Source organism: Pseudomonas sp. ESBL9 (assembly GCF_036668715.1).
In the GTDB taxonomy this organism is placed as follows: domain Bacteria; phylum Pseudomonadota; class Gammaproteobacteria; order Pseudomonadales; family Pseudomonadaceae; genus Aquipseudomonas; species Aquipseudomonas lundensis.
The window spans coordinates 409,601-428,241 of record NZ_JAZEVV010000004.1; the positions used below are offsets into that span (position 1 = coordinate 409,601).

Annotated in this window: 19 protein-coding genes; 5 read left to right on the top strand and 14 right to left on the bottom strand. The window is 60.2% G+C overall.

Annotated elements, in window-relative coordinates:
• A complete protein-coding gene (locus tag V6F78_RS14260) occupies positions 1–639 on the top strand; it encodes a TetR/AcrR family transcriptional regulator (protein WP_097191394.1) in 639 nt (212 codons plus the stop codon).
• A gap of 42 nt (positions 640–681) precedes the next feature.
• Here V6F78_RS14260 and V6F78_RS14265 read toward each other — a convergent pair whose 3' ends face one another.
• Positions 682–1,464 carry a class I SAM-dependent methyltransferase gene (locus V6F78_RS14265; RefSeq protein ID WP_048376647.1) on the bottom strand — a complete coding sequence of 261 codons (783 nt, stop codon included), beginning with the start codon at positions 1,462–1,464 and terminating at the stop codon, positions 682–684.
• A gap of 93 nt (positions 1,465–1,557) precedes the next feature.
• Here V6F78_RS14265 and V6F78_RS14270 point away from each other — a divergent pair, with 93 nt between their 5' ends.
• Entirely contained in the window at positions 1,558–2,178 is a 621-nt protein-coding gene (locus tag V6F78_RS14270) for an energy transducer TonB (protein WP_193076482.1), read from the top strand.
• Here V6F78_RS14270 and V6F78_RS14275 read toward each other — a convergent pair.
• From V6F78_RS14275 to ppc, 5 genes are all read right to left on the bottom strand, one after another.
• Positions 2,175–3,044 (bottom strand): DUF72 domain-containing protein, encoded by an 870-nt coding sequence (locus V6F78_RS14275; RefSeq protein ID WP_193076481.1) that lies wholly within the window; start codon positions 3,042–3,044, stop codon positions 2,175–2,177. The genes V6F78_RS14270 and V6F78_RS14275 overlap by 4 nt on opposite strands.
• 3 nt (positions 3,045–3,047) lie before the next feature.
• Positions 3,048–3,344, bottom strand: coding sequence for a hypothetical protein (locus tag V6F78_RS14280; protein ID WP_047277254.1), 297 nt, complete (start codon positions 3,342–3,344; stop codon positions 3,048–3,050).
• A gap of 211 nt (positions 3,345–3,555) precedes the next feature.
• The gene (tsaB, locus tag V6F78_RS14285) at positions 3,556–4,233 is read right to left on the bottom strand and encodes a tRNA (adenosine(37)-N6)-threonylcarbamoyltransferase complex dimerization subunit type 1 TsaB (protein WP_047295147.1); all 678 of its coding nucleotides are present in this window, start codon (positions 4,231–4,233) and stop codon (positions 3,556–3,558) included.
• Positions 4,234–4,325: 92 nt separating this feature from the next.
• Positions 4,326–4,973, bottom strand: a complete 648-nt coding sequence (gene adk / locus V6F78_RS14290) for an adenylate kinase (RefSeq protein ID WP_047277258.1) — start codon at positions 4,971–4,973, stop codon at positions 4,326–4,328.
• Positions 4,974–5,260: 287 nt separating this feature from the next.
• The gene (gene ppc, locus V6F78_RS14295; RefSeq protein WP_047295149.1) at positions 5,261–7,891 is read right to left on the bottom strand and encodes a phosphoenolpyruvate carboxylase; all 2,631 of its coding nucleotides are present in this window, start codon (positions 7,889–7,891) and stop codon (positions 5,261–5,263) included.
• A 416-nt stretch (positions 7,892–8,307) separates the two neighbouring features.
• Here ppc and V6F78_RS14300 point away from each other — a divergent pair, with 416 nt between their 5' ends.
• Positions 8,308–8,721, top strand: a complete 414-nt coding sequence (locus V6F78_RS14300) for a DUF4398 domain-containing protein (RefSeq protein ID WP_047277262.1) — start codon at positions 8,308–8,310, stop codon at positions 8,719–8,721.
• 63 nt (positions 8,722–8,784) lie between these two features.
• The gene (locus tag V6F78_RS14305; RefSeq protein ID WP_047295151.1) at positions 8,785–9,564 is read left to right on the top strand and encodes an OmpA family protein; all 780 of its coding nucleotides are present in this window, start codon (positions 8,785–8,787) and stop codon (positions 9,562–9,564) included.
• Positions 9,565–9,643: 79 nt separating this feature from the next.
• On the opposite strand, the gene V6F78_RS14310 is transcribed toward V6F78_RS14305, so the two are convergent.
• The 7 genes from V6F78_RS14310 to prfB all read right to left on the bottom strand — a co-directional run bounded on the left by V6F78_RS14310 (position 9,644) and on the right by prfB (position 16,362).
• Positions 9,644–9,970, bottom strand: coding sequence for a hypothetical protein (locus tag V6F78_RS14310; protein WP_047277265.1), 327 nt, complete (start codon positions 9,968–9,970; stop codon positions 9,644–9,646).
• Positions 9,967–10,896 carry an alpha/beta hydrolase gene (locus tag V6F78_RS14315; protein WP_332727596.1) on the bottom strand — a complete coding sequence of 310 codons (930 nt, stop codon included), beginning with the start codon at positions 10,894–10,896 and terminating at the stop codon, positions 9,967–9,969. The genes V6F78_RS14310 and V6F78_RS14315 overlap by 4 nt, the downstream gene beginning before the upstream one ends.
• A gap of 69 nt (positions 10,897–10,965) precedes the next feature.
• Positions 10,966–12,243: a flavohemoglobin expression-modulating QEGLA motif protein gene (locus tag V6F78_RS14320; RefSeq protein ID WP_332727597.1), complete on the bottom strand. Its 1,278-nt coding sequence runs from the start codon at positions 12,241–12,243 to the stop codon at positions 10,966–10,968.
• A 23-nt stretch (positions 12,244–12,266) separates the two neighbouring features.
• Positions 12,267–12,815, bottom strand: a complete 549-nt coding sequence (locus tag V6F78_RS14325; protein ID WP_047277269.1) for a hypothetical protein — start codon at positions 12,813–12,815, stop codon at positions 12,267–12,269.
• Positions 12,816–12,827: 12 nt separating this feature from the next.
• Positions 12,828–13,544: a TetR/AcrR family transcriptional regulator gene (locus V6F78_RS14330; RefSeq protein WP_047277271.1), complete on the bottom strand. Its 717-nt coding sequence runs from the start codon at positions 13,542–13,544 to the stop codon at positions 12,828–12,830.
• Positions 13,545–13,649: 105 nt separating this feature from the next.
• A complete protein-coding gene (gene lysS / locus V6F78_RS14335) occupies positions 13,650–15,152 on the bottom strand; it encodes a lysine--tRNA ligase (RefSeq protein ID WP_047295159.1) in 1,503 nt (500 codons plus the stop codon).
• A 114-nt stretch (positions 15,153–15,266) separates the two neighbouring features.
• A protein-coding gene (prfB, locus tag V6F78_RS14340) for a peptide chain release factor 2 (protein ID WP_099421580.1) occupies positions 15,267–16,362 on the bottom strand; the annotation gives its coding sequence in 2 pieces (ribosomal slippage) (positions 15,267–16,289 and positions 16,291–16,362; 1,095 coding nt in all).
• A 327-nt stretch (positions 16,363–16,689) separates the two neighbouring features.
• On the opposite strand from prfB, the gene V6F78_RS14345 reads away from it, so the two are divergent.
• Positions 16,690–17,478, top strand: a complete 789-nt coding sequence (locus V6F78_RS14345) for a class I SAM-dependent methyltransferase (protein ID WP_047295161.1) — start codon at positions 16,690–16,692, stop codon at positions 17,476–17,478.
• Positions 17,479–17,604: 126 nt separating this feature from the next.
• Here V6F78_RS14345 and V6F78_RS14350 read toward each other — a convergent pair whose 3' ends face one another.
• Complete coding sequence (locus tag V6F78_RS14350; protein ID WP_047295163.1) at positions 17,605–18,606, bottom strand: response regulator; 1,002 nt, start codon at positions 18,604–18,606, stop codon at positions 17,605–17,607.
• Between the last annotated feature and the right edge of the window lie 35 nt (positions 18,607–18,641).

Sequence of the window (18,641 nt, forward strand, 5' to 3'; positions counted from 1 at the left end):
ATGTCTGATCATCCTTTAATGCCCAATGCCGCCGGACGCCCCAAGGACATGGCCAAACGCCATGCGATCCTTGAGGCGGCCAAATGTCTTTTTTTGAGCAAAGGATTTGCCAGCACCAGCATGGACGCGGTCGCCAGCCACGCCGGTGTATCGAAATTGACGGTCTACAGCCATTTCACCGACAAGGAAAACCTGTTCTCGGCCGCGATCAAGGCCACCTGCTCCGAACAACTGCCAGACCTGTTTTTTTCATTACCTGAGGGTGTGCCGGTCGAGCAGGTGCTGCTCAACATCGGCCGGGGATTTCATACGCTGATTAACAGCCAGGCCTCCCTGAACCTGCACCGCTTGATGATGACGCTGGGCAGTCAGGACCCAAAACTGTCGAACATTTTCTTTGAGGCCGGACCGCACCGCGTGGTGCGGGAGATGGAAGGCCTGTTGGAGCGCATCCAGCAACTGGGCGTGTTGCAGTTCAACCACACCCATCAGGCGGCCGAGCACTTTTTTTGCCTGCTCAAGGGCGCGCCGAACTTTCGCGTGCTCTATGGCTGCGGCGACCCGTTGAGTCCAGAAGAAGCCGAAGCCCACGTGCAAGACGTGGTGGCGCTGTTTATGCGAGCTTACCGCCCGGATTGAGCGCCTCACGCACGCCTTCTCGCCAGCAGTGCGCTGGCGGCGTCAGGGCTTCAGGGCTTTCTTTGGGTAAATATCGTAACGGCTCGACTTGCCGTCCAGCGCATGGCTCGGCTTGGGGCCTGCGATGCAGGGCGCCTTGCGCGGGCGCTTGACCACGACACGGTGGGAGGCCAGTGCCAACGCGGCCTCCAGCAGGGCTGGCGCATCGTTGTCGTCACCCACCAATGGGCGAAACAGGCGCATTTCCTTCTTCACCAATGCCGTTTTCTCACGATGCGGAAACATGGGGTCCAGGTAAATCACCTGCGGCGGTTCGCCTTCCCAGTTGCGCATCACCTCAATGGAGTTGCCTTTGAGCAGCGTCATGCGCGACACAATCGGCGCCACCTCACGGTCATTCAGCCCGCGCGCCAGGCCATCTTCGAGCAAGGCACCAATCAAGGGCTGGCGCTCGATCAGGCTCATTTCGCAGCCAAGGCTGGCCAGGACAAACGCGTCCTTGCCCAGCCCTGCCGTGGCGTCCAGCACCCGCGGCCGCACGCCCTGCTGGATGCCCACCGCCTTGGCGATCATTTGCCCGGTGCCGCCGCCAAACAAGCGTCGGTGCGCCGCGCCGCCTTCCACGAAATCAACCCGCACCGGGCCGGGTGCATCCGGCCCCAACTGCTGCAACTGCAAACCCTGGGCCGACACTTGCAGGGCGAACTCGGCCTGCTCCTGGCCCATCGGCAAGCCAAGGCGCCCGGCCCACTGCTCGGCCAAGGCTTGAGACCCCTCGTCCAGTGCCTCGACGATGATGCGACAGCCCGCTGTTTGCTCACTCATTTAAAAACACGCTCAAAAATTTAATGATCGGCAAACGCTGCCGATAAATGAAATATCCGGCATTTTGCCAGACCCGGGCGTCGACCGAGAGCTATGTCAGACATTCATTCCACATCGATAGGCTTTATCGCGCCCATTGGCGATTTTGGCCGTCACAATTCGCAAGTCACAGGCAGCGTCAATCACCTGTGGAAGGACTTCTACGCCCAGGCATTGGTCGAGCAGTCCGGCACTGACGAATGTGTGGTGCTCGACACCGAGCCGCTTGAGGTGCAGGAAGACGTCGAGCCGCGCGGTGGTAGCGACCTGCTGAGCCACATCGTGACGCAGCGCCATTGCGAGGTGAAAGACACCGAATTGCGTCCGCCTGAAGCGCTGTTCTTGCCGATCGCCGAATTCGAGCTGGATTTGCTGCCGCCCATTGCCAAGCCGTATCCACCGGATGAGCTGTTTGCCCAACAGCATCAACAAGACTTCGACAGCCACTGGGTGCGCCCGCTCGTGATGGCGGCCGGTCATCCATTGCCTGAACCGGGCCCGGCCCCCGCGCCGCGTCCGTTGCACCTGCCGATTGCCGAGTTCGAACTGGACTTGCTGGACAAGCCCGCCGAACCGTTCGATGCCATGACGCTGATCGAGCAACAGCGGGCCATGGACTTCGATCTGGCGTGGGCACGCCCGCTGATCGTTAACAACCTGCGCCTGGCGGCTTAAAGCAGCCCCAGCTGTTCGGTGGTTTGCGGGGTATACAGCGTGGGCAATGCCGGCAAGCCCGGTAAACGTTCGCTTAGTTGCGCGTGAAAACGCCGCGCCAGTTCAGGCGCCAAGTGATTGTCCGGCGTATGAAGAAACACATAGGGCGTGCGCCCCTCCTCGATCCAGCCCGCCACCTTCTCAATCCACGGCACTAAAAACTCATCGTTGGCGTGCAGCTCAGGCCGACCAATAAAGCGCACTTGCGGGCATTGGGTAAACGCTGCCGGCCGGGGCGGCACGCGGGGCTTTTTCGATTGTGCGTCAAGCACCGCAGGGTCGGTGGAGGTGCAACTGAACAGCGCGCGTGAATCAAGACAGATGCGTTCCACGCCCCGGTCCATCAACACCCGATTGAGCACCCGCTCCGCGTCGCCCCGGTCAAAGAACGCCGGATGACGCACCTCCACGGCCAGTGGCCGCTCAAGCGCATCTATAAAGCCCACCAGCTCGGCGAGCCGCTCAGGGCCGAAGCTCGCAGGCAATTGGAGCCACAAAGGGGCTACACGCGCCCCCAGGGGCCGCATGAGCTGCAAGAAGGCGTCGACGGCAGGTTGTTGGGTGCGCAAATCACCGCCGTGGCTGATCTCACGTGGCAACTTGGCGGTAAAGCGGAAGTATTCGGGCAGGCTCTGCGCCCAGCGCTCGACAGTGCTCGGTTTGGGGTTGGCGTAGAACGTGGTATTGCCTTCGACCGCATTGAACACGTGGGCGTACAGGCTGAGAAATTGCGAGGATCGGGCATTCTGCGGGTACAAGCCTTCGCGCCAGGAGTGATCACTCCAGGACGGGCAACCGAGGTAATACGGGAGTAAAGGGTGGGTCATGGCTCAAATGTACAGGTCCAGCCCCAACACTTCGGTGTCCCACTCAACAAAACCGGCGGTGGTCAGGTAGCTGGTCAGGGCGCTGGCGACTTTTCTGTTCATCACCCGCTGAAAAATCATGTCTTGCTGACGCGCAGGCACTTGGCTGACACGTTCGCCCGAGGATGAGGCACGGGAAGGTTGCGGCGCGTTTTCAAAGACGATTTCACTGTCTTCCACCGACTCGTCAACCAGCGCATTGCCTTTACGCGGCTTACGCTTGATCGGGTAGGACTGTGAGGAAAAGCCGTCTATACGCATGGCTGCAAGCTCGGTAGCAATGATGGCAATTTAGCGGCACCGGCCGAACTAAGCAATTGCCCAAGTGAACACTAGACTGCAAAACCCTGAAAAGGTTTAAAGCCTGCTGTCAATCAGTGTAGATGCTGGCGGGGCGGGCATAGGCTGCGCGCCTATCGAGGAGGCCGGGCGGGTGCTGTACACCCGCTCGCACTGCAAAGGAGCGAACCGTTCAGGGGCGGGCTTTGGGGGTCGCGACTTTGTCGCGCAGGTACACCGGCTGCGCCTCGTCGGCAACGATAGCTTCGCCACGAGCCCAGGCAAAACGGGCCAGGGTCAGCAGGTCTTGCGCGTGTGGCAACATGCCAGCCTCGAGGGCGTACGGCGTGGGGTTCAGGCGCTCGGCATAGCCCCAGCCGGTGCCCGCGCCAAACCAGTCACCGTTGGCGTCTTCAGGCAGTTGCGCGGCTTCAGGCGCCAGCACCGCTTCAGCCCCCACCAGGCGCATCTCACCCGCGTCTTCGCGGTAGCAGCCCCAATACACCTCGTCCATGCGCGCATCGATCGCGGCCGCGACCTGAGTAGCGCCATGCTCACGGTGGGCACGCTGTGCCAGCACCGCGAGGTTGGAAATCGGCAACACCGGGCGTTCCAGTGCGAAGGCCAGCCCCTGGACCACACCAATGGCAATCCGCACACCGGTGAACGCACCCGGCCCGCGACCGAACGCAATGGCGTCGACCGCCGACAGTTCAACCCCCGCATCAGCCAGTAAGGTCTGGATCATCGGCAACAGCTTTTGCGCATGCAGGCGCGGGATCACCTCGTAGTGGCTCGTGACCTTGCCATCGTGCAGCAAGGCAACAGAGCAAGCTTCAGTCGCGGTATCCAGGGCCAGCAAGGTGCTCATCGGTGTTCCCGTCAGAATCAGAATTAAAAAAGTGCCGCAGTATAAACAACAACAGCCCGCAAGCGGGCTGTTGTATCAGAGCAAATCGACGATCAGCTCAGTGCTGCAAGCACCTTGGCGGTGATGGCTTCAACCGAACCCACACCTTCAACGTGGCTGTACTTCGGCTTGCCGTTGGCAGCGGACAGCTTCTGATAGAACTCCACCAGCGGCTTGGTCTGCGAGTGGTAGACCGACAGGCGATGACGCACGGTTTCTTCGGTGTCGTCTTTACGCTGAACCAGGTCTTCACCGGTCACGTCGTCTTTACCTTCCACTTTTGGCGGGTTGTAGACGATGTGGTACACACGGCCCGACGCTTCGTGAACACGGCGGCCAGCAATGCGCTGAACAATTTCTTCGTCTTCTACGGCGATTTCCAGCACGTGGTCCAGTTCAACACCGGCTTTGACCAGGGCTTCAGCTTGCGGAATGGTGCGCGGGAAGCCGTCGAACAGGAAGCCGTTTTTGCAGTCTTGCTGGCTGATACGCTCTTTGACCAGGTTGATGATCAGGTCGTCGGAGACCAGGCCGCCGCTGTCCATGACGCTCTTGGCGATCAGGCCCAGCTCGGTTCCGGCCTTCACAGCTGCGCGCAACATGTCGCCTGTGGAGATTTGCGGGATGCCAAATTTTTCAGTGATGAACTTTGCCTGAGTACCTTTACCGGCCCCGGGAGCTCCCAGCAGAATGACGCGCATCGATGTGCTCCTCAAATTTTTTATTTAAATGACAACAGACTCGCCTCTTTGGGCCAATCTCAGAATCGGGTGATGGCCATCAAAATGGCCAAGGGCTGACCAAGATACACAGCAGGCCCGGCCCACACAAGACAGCAAAAGTAGGAATAATCAGAGCCTCATACGCCCTTGCGACGGGGTGTCACAGGTCGCCACCTCACAATAAAGTGTCGCGCCCCGGAGGCCATTGCAGAAGATCGGTCCTCTGCCGTACACACCGGGGCACGCTAACTGAACCGGCTTTTTTCCTAGCCGGTGTTACGCAAGCCCGCCGCAATTCCGGCCACAGTGACCAACAATGCTTGTTCCAGAGGGCTATCTTGCGTGGCCTCCTGGCGTCGCGAACGCGCCAGCAATTCGGCCTGCAACAGGTGCAGCGGGTCGAGGTAGGTGTTACGCAAGCGTATGAATTCCAAGGTTTCAGGGCTGTGCGCCATGAGTTGCGACTGCCCGGTCAAACCCAATACCACCTCACACGCCTGCGACAATAAGTCGCGCAAGTGCGCACCCAACGGCAGCAGCTCAGGCGCCACCAGACGCTCGTCATACAGCCGTGCAATGTCGGCGTCGGCCTTGGCCAGCACCATTTCGAGCATGTCAATGCGGGTGCGGAAGAACGGCCACTGCTCGCGCATCTGCGCCAACTGCTCGCCTTCACCGCGCGCCAGCGCATGGTTGAGTGCGGTTTCCCAGCCCAGCCAGGCGGGCAGCATCAGGCGCGTTTGTGTCCAGCCGAAAATCCACGGAATGGCTCGCAGGCTTTCAATGCCGCCCGCACGCCGTTTGGCGGGCCGACTGCCCAACGGCAAACGCCCCAGTTCCTGTTCCGGGGTGGACTGGCGAAAATACTCAACGAACTGCGGGTTATCGCGCACCACCGCGCGATAGGCCTTCACCCCGTCGGCGGCCAGTTCATCCATCAGCACACGCCAGCCCGGTTCAGGCAACGGTGGCGGCAGCAAAGTGGCTTCCAGCACGGCGGCCAGGTACAGGTTGAGGTTTTGCTCGGCGATGTCGGGCAGGCCAAATTTGAAGCGGATCATCTCGCCCTGCTCCGTGGTGCGGAAGCGACCCGCCACCGAGCCCGGCGGCTGCGACAGAATCGCCGCGTGGGCCGGTCCGCCGCCGCGCCCCACCGTGCCGCCACGGCCATGGAACAACAGCAATTCGACCTGTTGCTCGCGGCAAATGTTGACCAGTGTTTCTTGTGCCCGGTACTGCGCCCAGGCCGCTGCCGTGGTGCCCGCGTCCTTGGCCGAGTCGGAATAACCGATCATCACCTCCTGCGGGCCGTGCAGCCGCGAACGGTAGCCGGGTAGCAGCAACAGCCGCTCTATGACGGGGCCGGCATTGTCCAGGTCCGCCAGGGTTTCGAACAACGGCACCACCCGCATCGGGCGCTCCAGGCCCGCCTCTTTAAGAAGCAACTGCACCGCCAGCACGTCCGAGGCCGCACCGGCCATCGAGATCACATACGAGCCCAGCGAAGCCCCCGGCGCCGCGGCCACTTCCTTGCACGTGGCCAGCACTTCGGCGGTCTGCGCACCCGGCTTGAAATAGCTGGGCAACAAGGGCCGACGGTTGGCCAGTTCACGAATCAGGAACGTCAGGCGCGTGTCTTCATCCCAGTCTTCGTACCGCCCAAGCCCCAGATAATCGGTGATTTCAGTCATCGCTGACGCATGCAGGGCCGCATCCTGTCGCACGTCAAGGCGCACCAGAAACAACCCGAACGTCACGGCGCGGCGCAGGAAATCCAGTAACGGGCCGTCTGCGATCACGCCCATGCCGCACGCGTGCAGCGACTGATAACACAGCTGCAACGGGGCCAGCAGATCGTGGTTGTCCTGGAGCACGCCCTCAGGCGCCGGTTGGTTGGCGGTCAACGACCCGTGTGCCCAATGACGGGTGACGCGCAGGCGATCGCGCAGTTGTTTGAGCACGGCGCGATAGGGCTCGGCGCTGTCCCCCGCTGCGGCCAGCAAGGCGGGCGTGGCCTGTTGCATCGACAAGTCAGCGGCCAGTTTATCGAGGTCACGCAAGTACAGATCAGCGGCCATCCAGCGCGCCAGCAGCAATACTTCGCGGGTCACACTGGCCGTGACATTCGGGTTGCCATCACGGTCCCCGCCCATCCACGAGGCAAAACGGATCGGCGCGGCCTCCAGCGGCAGATGCAGGCCAGTGGCCGCGTGCAAGGCTTCGTCGGCCTTGCGCATCATGTTCGGCACGGCGTGCCACAGCGAATGCTCGATGACCGCAAACCCCCACTTGGCTTCATCAACCGGCGTAGGGCGCGTGCGGCGAATTTCTTCGGTGTGCCACGCTTCGGCAATTAGCCGTTGCAGGCGCTGCTCGATGTGGGATTTTTCACTGCGGGTGAGGTCGCGATGATCTTGCGCGGCCAGTTGCGCAGCGATCGCATCGTATTTTTGAATCAGCGTGCGGCGCGTCACCTCAGTTGGGTGCGCCGTGAGCACCAGTTCGATGTGCAGCGTGCTGACCTGCCGCGCCAGCGATTCAGGGCTGTGCCCTTCGGCCAGCAAGCGTTCGAGCAAGGTGGGCAAGACCAGGGCTTCAAAGGGTTCGGGCTGCCCCTCTTCGCGGCGATGAATGAGTTCGTACTGTTCAGCAATATTGGCCAGGTTCAAGAACTGGTTGAAGGCGCGGGCCACCGGCAGCACTTCATCGTCGCTCAAGTCCCCCAGAATCGTGCTCAACTCTTCGCCCGTGGTGCCACGGCGGTCGTCCTTGGCGCCCTGCCGAATACGTTCGATCTTGGCGAGAAACGCTTCGCCGTACTGGTCACGGATCGTATTCCCCAACAGTTCACCCAACAGGTGAACGTCATCGCGCAAGCGTGCATCAATATCGGTCATCAGCAATTTCTCCAGCGGTATCCGGGGACAGCTCCTGCCCCAAGAGTGCGTCGCAAGCGTCATCTGTGGCAAGCCGCAAGCCGGATAAAAATAGTCGTAGGCTGACGCGTTTCAGCACCACTGCCGGGATGGCACTTTAATAGCTCAATGGGCCGAGCAAACCCTTGCTCCCGCTCGCGCGCGCTCTAAATCGGGGCTTTGGCCAAGGTGCTGCCCCACAGAAATAACTGACTGAGCAGTCACAAGTTTTTAGGCAATTTGCCACCTTTTTTTTTGAACTATTCAAAAATCGCTTCGGTCACACCCAGTAACCATCACTGCCGGGGCAGGGAAATCAACACTCCGGGTGACATCACAGGCAATCCTGTTTGACGCCACTGACGTGATGGAATTTGAAGTTTTTCAGGAGTTACCTAATGGAGTTGAAGACCATGATGACCCGCACTGTCAAAACCACCTCACCTCGCCTGCGCGGGCTAAAACTGGCTGCGCTGGCAATCGGTACCAGCTTCGTTCTGGCCGGTTGTGCAGGCAACCCACCGACGGAGCAGTACGCGGTGACTCAATCGGCGGTGAACAACGCCGTGAGCGCTGGCGGCACTGAATACGCCCCGGTTGAAATGAAGGCCGCGCAAGACAAGCTCAAGCAAGCCGAACTGGCCATGCACGACAAGAACTACAAGGACGCCAAGCGTCTGGCTGAACAAGCCGAGTGGGACGCTCGTGTAGCAGAGCGCAAAGCTCAGGCCGCCAAAGCCGAGAAGGCCGCTCAGGATGCTCAGAAAGCCGTTCAGCAACTGCGTCAGGAAGGCATGCGCCCGCTGCAGTAAGTCGCCTCTTTTGACTGCGGCTGACGACACAGCATTCCTCATCGATTGAAAGGACTAAATATTATGCGCAATACCGTACTGATCCCTGCCCTGTTGGCTCTAAGCGTTGGCCTGGCGGCGTGCTCGCACCAGCCAAACGTAAACTTGGAAAATGCCAAGACTAACTTCTCGGCACTGCAAACCAACCCTGAAGCGACCAAAGTCGCGGCGCTGGAAACCAAAGACGCCAGCGAGTGGCTGGACAAAGCCCAGAAGGCTTACCTGGACAAAGAAGACGAGTCCACGGTTGACCAACTGGCTTACCTGACCAACCAGCGCGTTGAAGTGGCCAAGCAAACCATCGCGTTGCGCACCGCTGAAAACCAGATCAAAAACGCTGGCTCCGACCGTGCCCAGGCACTGCTGGATGCCCGTGATGCACAAATCAAGCAACTGCGTGGCCTGAACGCCAAGCAAACCGAGCGCGGTACGCTGGTCACCTTCGGCGACGTGCTGTTTGATTTCGATCAGGCCAGCCTGAAAGCCAACAGCCGTGACAGCATCACCACGCTGGCCAACTACCTGATCAAAAACCCGGATCGCAAAGTGATCGTTGAAGGCTACACCGACAGCAAAGGGTCGGCGGCTTACAACCAGGGCCTGTCCGAGCGTCGCGCCAATGCGGTTAAAAACGCACTGGTACGTGCCGGTGTCGATCCTTCGCGCATCGTCGCTCAGGGTTATGGCAAGCAATACCCGGTGGCCAGCAACGCCACCAACTCTGGCCGCGCCCAGAACCGTCGCGTTGAAGTGACCATCTCCAACGACAACCAGCCAGTCGCGCCGCGTTCGTCGATGCAGTAAGTCTGTACGCGTAAAAACAAAAACCCCGCCTGAGTGATCAGGCGGGGCTTTTTGCTGCGCGTTCGGGAGCGTTGCGACGTTACTGTTGCAGTTTCGGGGTTTCCTGGCCCATGCAGTGAACGGCTTGCTTCTTGTTGTTCACCAGCACGCCGGTCAGGCCTTTTTGCTCGGTGTCGAACAGCACGATGATACCGTCCACGCACTGGGCGACCTGATTGGCCGGGGTCAGGGAAATTTTGTAGTCTTCGCCGGGGACGGTCTTGAGCATGGTGAAGTCGTTGAGCAGCAAGGCGTCTTGCGGCTTGGCGAAATGCAGGTAGCCGTAGTACCACAGGGCCCCGACGGTGCCGATGATGGTGCAAATACCGGTAATGATCAGCGGGATGGCGTTACGTTCTTCACTCATGGTTGGCTCTCTGGTTCAACGTTTTTCGAATTCGGGGGGGCGGGGTAGTTGGGGATTTCCCCCAGGCGCCTCACGCCCGTGAAATGTTGCGGGTCTTGCAGGTAGCGCAGCATGACCTCGCGCCAGGTCGGGTCGGCAAAGGTCTGCACATGCCCGCCACGGGTCAATTGCAACACCTTGGGCGGCGGCGCAGCTTGATACAGTCGGATGCCATTGAAAAGCGGCACGACCGGATCGTCCACGCTGTGGAAGATCAACAGCGGCACCGGCCCCATGTTCGCGATGGCATACAAGGCGCTGTCCGCGTCCGGCACCAGCCAGGACAGCGGCACTTGCAAAGGCCAGGTCAGCCAGGACGTGCTCAGGGCAAATTGACCCACCTCGCGGTAGCTGGCGGGCACCCCGTCGAGCACCATCGCCGTGATGCGCTGGCGTTGCTGCGGGTGCTCACTCAGGTAATGAACCCCCATCGCGCCGCCCAGGCTCTGCCCCAGCACAATCAGCGGCAGGCCTTTGACCGACGGCTCCTTTTGCAGCCAGTCGAACGCCGCGTCGATGTCTTGATACACCTCAGGCAACCGGGGTGCGCCTTGTGACAATCCGTAACCGCGGTAGTCGATCATCAGCACCTGATAGCCCTGCGCGGGCAGCCAGGCCGTGGCGCCCAAGTGGTAAGCGAGGTTGCCGCCGTTGCCGTGCAGGTGCAGCAGCGTGCCTTTGAGCGGTACGCCCGGCGCGGCGGGCAGCCACCAGCCGTGCAGCCGTGTACCGTCAGCGGCGGTCAGCGTCACATCGCGGTAGTCCAGACCCGCCGCCGTCGGTGTGATCGGCTGGCCGGGTTCCGGATAAAACAACAGGGAGCTGCATCCGCCGAGTGCCAGCAGCAGGCAGCATGCAGCCAGGGTTTTGATCAAACAAGCCACCATGTGTGAAAGGTTGCACCTCGCGGCGCAGTCGCGGTCGAGGCCCCAGCGGCCCTGAATCCGCTGACCGGGTTACAAGATGTTGGAGTAATCGGCTTCGATCCGGTCCAGGCTCAAGTGGTTGAGGAAGTTGGAGAAGCACATCCAGGCGGCCAGCGCATTCATGTCACGGAACTGCTCCGGCAGGTACTTGGGCGCGACCACCAGGCCTTCGTCGACCAGTTGGCGCAAGGTGCGCATGTCTTCCAGCGTGGTTTTGCCACAAAACAGCAGCGGCACTTGTTCCAGCTTGCCTTTACGTACGGCCAGCTGAATGTAGTTGTAAACCATGATGAAGCCCTTGAGGTAGGACAAGTCTTTGGTAAATGGCAGGCCATTGGGCACCGAACCACGGAAAACCCGACTCGCATTGCCATAGCTTTCCGGCATTTCAAAGCCTTGCTCACGGAAGAACTCATACACCTGCATGAAGTCCGCGCCCTCCTCCACCATATGAATGGCGCGGGTGCGATTGGTCAGTTTGCGCAGGCGGCTGGGGTAGGAAGCAAACGTGATGATCTCCATCAGGATGGCCAGCCCTTCCTGGGTGACCGTCGAGGATGGCGGGCCTTTGGCCAGAAACGTACAGATCGGCTGGTTCAGGCCGTTGAGCGTTGTGCCCACATGCACCAGCCCTTCGTGGACTTCAAGCGCACGCACGTCGCGGTGGTTGAACATCGCATCGGTGCGGATCTTGATGTAATCGGCACCCGCCGCCGCGTCCGCGACGATGCCGTCGGACTCAAACACCCGGATGGTTTCTTCGGCCTCGCCAAACACCTTGTTCAGCCGCGTTTGCAACAGATGAACGGCGTCTTTGGCGGTGAGGGTTTTCGCTTCGTCCTTGAGCGCGCCACGGTCGTCGATGTTGTCCAGGTAATCGGACATCATCAACCCCAGGTCGGCCAGCGTCGGGTCGCCCGCATGAAACGCATCGGACGCGGCGCCATACAGCTCTTGCGAGATCAGCCCGAAGTCTTCGGTGCCGCGCGCTTCGAGCATGCGCACCACCATGCGGTATTCCTTGCACATGCGGCGCATGATTTGCCCGACGGGGTTGAACTGCCCCAACTGGCGGGTGATGTCGCGCTCGATGTTCTGAAATTCGAGCTTCACGGCGCCCGAATCGAAGGACAACGGCCGCCCCAGGTAATAATCCCGATCCACCGCCGGCACTTGTTTACCCTTGGCCTTGAGAAAGCCCTGACGGATGCTGTCGTCCCACTTCACCGCATCCAGCACGCGGATCGGGGTCTGGGCCAGCACGATGCGGTCTGACAATGTACGAATCGTGCGTTGGTAATCGTCCACCCGGTGCTCCTTGAAAAAGGCTGTTACTTGGCCGCGCGCTGATAGCGGGCGGTTTCGACAAAGACGTCGGAATTCGCCGGGTCATCCAGATAAGCAAAGACTGTAGACGATGGGCTGTCGATCTGAACGCCTGCGCCTTCGGCGGTTTCAACCGTGTCGCCGGCCAGCGCCGACTGACCGATGGCCTGACGGATTTGCTCAAGGTCCAGCTCGTAGATCACCAGCTCGCCGCCGTCGGTCAATTCAAACCCGTTCAGCGTGAAATTACCGCCCAGCCGAGCCGGTATGGCGGCCGACGCGTACCAGCGGCTGCCGTGTTTGGCGACGATGAACCGATAACGTTGACGCGCCTTGGGTTCGCCCTTGGGGTACACCTCGGCCTGATAGTGGGTTTTATCGATGGCGCTGATGCTCAGGCGTCGCGCCTGCCCCCAGGCGTCCTTGCTGGTCCATTTGCCGAGCAAGGCCTGAGGCGCCGTTTGAGCCACCAGCGGCGCTTCCTTGAACGTGACCAGGCACCCGTTCAACAGTAAAAACGACACCGCCAACAGCATTACGCGCCAACCTTTCATGCCTGCATCCTTCTATAGAGCGGCCAACACCAAGTGCATGTAGCGCGTAAGGAGAGCGAGCCGTTGTGCATCGGCTGCTGGCTGCGCGCCATTAAGTAGGGCCTGATATTCCATCCGACCGATAATCGCCGTCAAGACATTGGCATCGTGCTGCGGCTGTTTGGAGCCCAGCACCTGGAAGATCTGACACGTGCCCTGCAGAAAAATCTGCTCGTGGGCACGCACCAGCACCGCCAGCCGCGGGTTAAGCAGCGCGGCCTGATGGAACGCCTGCTCGGCGCGCAACTGATCGCGACGGGTCACCAACTGGTGCTCCACGTAGTGGGCGGTCATGGCGGCAATCTCGTCAGCCAGTTGTGAACGTGACTGCGGGCTGCCGTCTCCGTACGCCACCAGCTCGCGCAGCTTGCCTTCCGTGCTTTGCCATAACTTGGCCATAAAGGCGGCACTGCGTTCGACGTACTGCGCAAAGGTGTCGTTGATCAGGTCATCGATGTCCTTGAAGTAATACGTGGTGGCCGAAAGCGGCACCCCGGCTTCGGCGGCGACTGCCCGATGCCGAACGCCGCGTACACCGTCGCGCACCACGATACGCATGGCCGCATCCAGAATCAGTTGCCGCCGCTGTTCACTGCCATGGCGACTGGCTTTGCGGCCCTGGTATTGAACACTCTCGGCCACCGCCGTGGCGACGTCGACGGCACCCGTTTGAGCCTTGGGCAGGTTCACGCATGTTTCCCTATATTGAGGACCTTAAGTCGGGTGGTTACGGCAAGCCCCTGTTCGACAGGCAATAAAAAGCCGCCCTTGGCGGCGGCTTTTTAATCAGCAGCGTTACGCTTGCGGGCGCATGTGCGGGAACAGGATCACGTCGCGGATCGACGGGGAGTTGGTCAGCAGCATCACCAGACGGTCGATGCCGATGCCTTCACCGGCCGTTGGCGGCATGCCGTACTCCAGCGCACGCACGAAGTCGGCGTCGTAGTGCATGGCTTCGTCGTCACCGGCGTCTTTGTCAGCCACTTGTGCCATGAAGCGTTCTGCCTGGTCTTGCGCGTCGTTCAACTCGGAGTAGGCGTTGGCGATTTCACGGCCACCGATGAACAGCTCGAAACGGTCAGTCACGTTCGGGTTTTCATCGTTGCGACGGGCCAGCGGCGACACTTCGAACGGGTACTGGGTGATGAAGTGCGGCTGCTCCAGCTTGTGCTCGACCAGCTCTTCGAAAATCATCACCTGCAGCTTGCCCAGGCCTTCGAAGCCCAGCACCTTGGCGCCGGCCTTTTTGGCGATGGCACGGGCCTTGTCGATGTCGTTCAGGTCGTCAGCGGTCAACTCAGGGTTGTACTTGAGGATCGAGTCGAACACCGACAGACGCACAAACGGCTCGCCGAAGTGGAACACCTTGTCGCCGTACGGCACGTCAGTGCTGCCCAGAACCAGCTGCGCCAGCTCGCGGAACAGCTCTTCGGTGAGGTCCATGTTGTCTTCGTAGTCGGCGTACGCCTGGTAGAACTCAAGCATGGTGAATTCAGGGTTGTGGCGCGTCGAAACCCCTTCGTTACGGAAGTTGCGGTTGATTTCGAAGACTTTCTCGAAGCCGCCCACGACCAGACGCTTGAGGTACAGCTCAGGCGCGATACGCAGGAACATTTCCATGTCCAGCGCGTTGTGGTGGGTTTCAAACGGCTTGGCTGCCGCGCCGCCCGGAATGGTCTGCAACATCGGCGTTTCAACTTCAAGGAAGTCGCGCGCCATCAGGAAGTTGCGGATGTGGGCGATGACTTGCGAACGCACACGGAAGGTGTGGCGCACGTCTTCGTTGACGATCAGGTCAACGTAACGCTGGCGATAGCGCTGCTCGGTGTCGGTCAGGCCGTGGTGCTTGTCGGGCAGCGGACGCAAGGATTTGGTCAGCAGGCGCACGTGGGTCATTTCAACGTACAGGTCGCCTTTGCCGGAGCGGGCCAGGGTGCCTTCGGCGGCGATGATGTCGCCCAGGTCCCAGGTTTTGACTTCGGCCAGGGTTTCTTCCGGCAGGGTCTTGCGGTTGACATAGACCTGGATGCGCCCGGTCATGTCCTGAATCACCATGAACGAACCACGGTTAAGCATGATGCGACCCGCAACCTTGACCGGGATGGCGGCTTCAGCCAGCTCTTCCTTGGTCGCTTCGGCGTACTTCTTCTGCAGGTCGGCGCAGTAGCTGTCACGACGGAAATCGTTCGGGAAGGCGTTGCCTTTGGCGCGCTCGGCAGCAAGTTTTTCCTTGCGCAGGGCGATCAGGGCGTTTTCTTCCTGTTGCAAATCTTGCGGGTCGAGTTGTTGGTCGCTCATGTTTTAAAAATTCCATCACAGGTTCGTTGCCCCCGCCTTGCGGCAGGGGGAAGCGGGCTTCGGCGCGCCCTCAAGGCATCGCGTCAGCGGCGCACTTTACGTTTGTTGCGCGACTTACAGCCCTTGTTTCAGGCTGGCCACCAGGTATTCGTCGATGTCGCCGTCGAGCACTTTGTCGCAGTCACTGCGCTCGATGTTGGTACGCAAATCCTTGATACGCGACGCGTCAAGTACGTACGAGCGGATCTGGTGACCCCAGCCGATGTCGGACTTGGTGTCTTCCAGCGCCTGGGAAGCGGCGTTGCGCTTCTGGATTTCCTGCTCGTAAAGACGCGCCCGCAACATTTTCATCGCGGTGTCTTTGTTTGCGTGCTGGGAACGTTCGTTCTGGCAGCTCACCACGGTGTTGGTCGGAACGTGGGTAATACGCACGGCCGAGTCAGTGGTGTTTACGTGCTGACCACCCGCACCGGAGGAGCGGTAAGTGTCGATCCGCAGGTCCGAGGGGTTGATGTCGATTTCGATGTTGTCGTCGATTTCCGGCGAAACGAACACGGCCGAGAACGAGGTATGACGACGGTTGCCCGAGTCGTACGGGCTTTTGCGAACCAGACGATGGACGCCGATTTCGGTGCGCAGCCAGCCAAAGGCGTATTCGCCCTTGATGTGTACGGTCGCACCTTTGATCCCGGCCACTTCACCGGCGGACAATTCCATGATGGTGGCCTCGAAGCCGCGCTTGTCGGCCCAACGCAAATACATCCGCAACAGGATATTGGCCCAGTCTTGCGCTTCGGTGCCGCCAGAGCCTGCCTGAATGTCCAGGTAAGCGTTGTTGGCGTCCATCTCACCGCTGAACATGCGGCGGAATTCGAGTTTTTCAAGGGACTCGCGCAGGCGTTCGACTTCAGCCGACACGTCATCTACAGCGGCCTGGTCTTCTTCCTCGGCGGCCATCAGCAGCAGGTCCTTGGCATCGGCCAGGCCCGTGTGCATCTCGTCGAGGGTTTCTACAATTTGCGCCAACAGGGAGCGCTCGCGCCCCAGTTCCTGGGCGTACGAAGGGTTGTTCCAGACACTCGGATCTTCAAGCTCGCGATTGACTTCGGTCAGACGCTCATGCTTTTGATCGTAGTCAAAGATACCCCCGAATGGTTTCGGAGCGCTCTGACAGGTCCTTGATGCTGTTAAGGATTGGGTTGATTTCCATGGCTGGCGGCACTCGTAGGCGATTTTTACAAAGCCAAAGAGTATACCGAAAATATACCGTTACAGCAGCCCGCCCAGCGGTGGAATGCAGGCCATTTGCCGCAGCCTGCCGGGGTTATCGCCCTCTGCAATCCCCCTGCCCGTTCAAACCTCATCGCAACGTTGCTTGGGAATAGTTACCCGATTTAAGGGAAATGGACTACACGCCCGCGCATTGCACATCAAACCCGGCTCGCTATACCTAAAACATGACCGCCCCGAACACACACGGCCTGCCCATTGGCCCCCGCACGGGCTGATCCTGCGACCTCCCCCCAGGAGCATGACGATGAACAACCCGAGGCCCAGCCCGCACGGCTTTCAACGCAATTCAAGGCATGTGAAAAAGCGCAGCCTCGAACTGCTGCTGTCGTTCGCCACGCCGCAGGGCAATGTGCTGGACATCGGCTGCGGCACAGGCAACAGCCTGTTGTTTGTGGACGCCAACAATATCGAGCAATACGTCGGCATCGATCACTCCAAAGACAAGATTGCCTACGCCAATCTGGTGCATGCCGCGCCCAACGTGCGCTTTATCGTCAGCGATTTTCTGGCGTGCAACCTTGACCGCTTGCCGGTGTTCGACGCCGTGGTGTGTGCCGGTTGCCTGCAAGGCTTCATGCCCCACGAACAAGCGGCGATCGACAAACTGTCGGCCGCCGTCAAACCGGGCGGTCATGTGTTTTTATCCTGCGCGTTCGACTTCGATTACTTACCCGATGAGCGCTTCATTCAGGAGCGGGCGCTGATGGAGATTCGCCATCAATACCCGTGCATCGGCGAGCCCGTGGTGTTTGATGATTTCCGGCTCAGCCGCCCAGCCCTGCTGGACACATTGAGCGACTTTGAAATCATCCGTTCACAGCGCATTGAAGAAACCGTCGAATTCGAGAACCTCAATGACTTCCGGGACTGGCACTGGGGCGCGAGCGCGAAGGTGCGCAACCAGTTTGACGAAACCATCCGCGAACGGGCCATCACGGACTACTACCAGAAGCTCTACGCCCACTATTGCGTGGGCCGCTACAAAACGGCGTACTCCACGGGCCTGCTGCTGCTCAGGAAAAAAAGCCCTTGAACGCATACCCACGGTGCAGCCGCTGAACAGGCACGCGACTGCGCGACCGGATCAACGCTTTGCACAGCCCGTGTGCGACCGCGAACGGGCTTACCCCCGTGAAGCCGCCGCGCAAGAGCGGGAGCCTTATTCGATTCCGACCTGATTACGCCCGTTGTTTTTGGCCAGGTACAGGCCTTTGTCGGCCGCCGAAATCAAGTCGCGGCAGTTGCCGCTGTGCTGCGGGGTCATGGTAGACAGGCCGATGCTGATGGTCAGGCTGTTGCCATCGGCCGGTGAAATGTGCGGGATTTTCAGCGCCGCCACCGCTTGACGCAGCTTTTCAGCCACCAGCCGCGCACCACCCTGAGAGGTGTTGGGCAATACAATCGCAAACTCCTCCCCGCCGTAACGCGCTGGCAGGTCAGAAGGCCGGCAACTGGCATCACGGATCGAAGCCGCCACTTTGCGCAGGGCTTCGTCACCGTCCAGATGACCAAAGGTGTCGTTGTAAGACTTGAAGTAGTCCACGTCGATCATCAATAACGACAGCTGGGTTTGCTCACGCAGGGCCCGGCGCCATTCCAGCTCCAGGTACTCGTCGAAATGGCGGCGGTTGGACAGCCCGGTCAGGCCGTCAGAGTTCATCAGGCGCTGCAACACCAGATTGGTGTCCAACAATTGTTGCTGGCTGACCCGCAGCGCGCGGTAGGCGGCATCGCGCTGCAACAGGGTCATGTAGGAGCGCGAGTGATAGCGAATGCGGGCCACCAGCTCAATGTTGTCCGGCAATTTCACCAAGTAGTCGTTGGCCCCGGCCGCAAAGGCCGCACTCTTGATCAACGGGTCTTCTTTGGTCGACAACACGATGATCGGGATGTCTTTGGTGGCCGGGTGGTTGCGGTATTCGCGCACCAGCGTCAAACCATCGAGCCCCGGCATGACCAGGTCTTGCAAGATCACCGTCGGCTTGATGCGAATGGCCTGGGCAATGGCATCGTGCGGGTCGGCGCAAAAGTGAAAGTCGATGTTCTGCTCAAGGGCCAAGCCCCGGCGCACGGCTTCGCCAATCATCGCCTGATCGTCCACCAGCAATACCATGGCGGCGTTTTCGTCAGTTTTGACGTCGTCCATCTGCAAGTCATTCATGCGCGTTCACCTGAATTACCACCTTCAAGCCAGTC

Bases quoted from the DNA above. Each gene is read 5' to 3' on its own strand.
- V6F78_RS14260 (WP_097191394.1), top strand. From the start codon at position 1: ATGTCTGATCATCCTTTAATGCCCAATGCCGCCGGACGCCCCAAGGAC.
- V6F78_RS14265 (WP_048376647.1), bottom strand. From the start codon at position 1,464: ATGAGTGAGCAAACAGCGGGCTGTCGCATCATCGTCGAGGCACTGGAC.
- V6F78_RS14270 (WP_193076482.1), top strand. From the start codon at position 1,558: ATGTCAGACATTCATTCCACATCGATAGGCTTTATCGCGCCCATTGGC.
- V6F78_RS14275 (WP_193076481.1), bottom strand. From the start codon at position 3,044: ATGACCCACCCTTTACTCCCGTATTACCTCGGTTGCCCGTCCTGGAGT.
- V6F78_RS14280 (WP_047277254.1), bottom strand. From the start codon at position 3,344: ATGCGTATAGACGGCTTTTCCTCACAGTCCTACCCGATCAAGCGTAAG.
- tsaB (WP_047295147.1), bottom strand. From the start codon at position 4,233: ATGAGCACCTTGCTGGCCCTGGATACCGCGACTGAAGCTTGCTCTGTT.
- adk (WP_047277258.1), bottom strand. From the start codon at position 4,973: ATGCGCGTCATTCTGCTGGGAGCTCCCGGGGCCGGTAAAGGTACTCAG.
- ppc (WP_047295149.1), bottom strand. From the start codon at position 7,891: ATGACCGATATTGATGCACGCTTGCGCGATGACGTTCACCTGTTGGGT.
- V6F78_RS14300 (WP_047277262.1), top strand. From the start codon at position 8,308: ATGGAGTTGAAGACCATGATGACCCGCACTGTCAAAACCACCTCACCT.
- V6F78_RS14305 (WP_047295151.1), top strand. From the start codon at position 8,785: ATGCGCAATACCGTACTGATCCCTGCCCTGTTGGCTCTAAGCGTTGGC.
- V6F78_RS14310 (WP_047277265.1), bottom strand. From the start codon at position 9,970: ATGAGTGAAGAACGTAACGCCATCCCGCTGATCATTACCGGTATTTGC.
- V6F78_RS14315 (WP_332727596.1), bottom strand. From the start codon at position 10,896: ATGGTGGCTTGTTTGATCAAAACCCTGGCTGCATGCTGCCTGCTGCTG.
- V6F78_RS14325 (WP_047277269.1), bottom strand. From the start codon at position 12,815: ATGAAAGGTTGGCGCGTAATGCTGTTGGCGGTGTCGTTTTTACTGTTG.
- lysS (WP_047295159.1), bottom strand. From the start codon at position 15,152: ATGAGCGACCAACAACTCGACCCGCAAGATTTGCAACAGGAAGAAAAC.
- V6F78_RS14345 (WP_047295161.1), top strand. From the start codon at position 16,690: ATGAACAACCCGAGGCCCAGCCCGCACGGCTTTCAACGCAATTCAAGG.
- V6F78_RS14350 (WP_047295163.1), bottom strand. From the start codon at position 18,606: ATGAATGACTTGCAGATGGACGACGTCAAAACTGACGAAAACGCCGCC.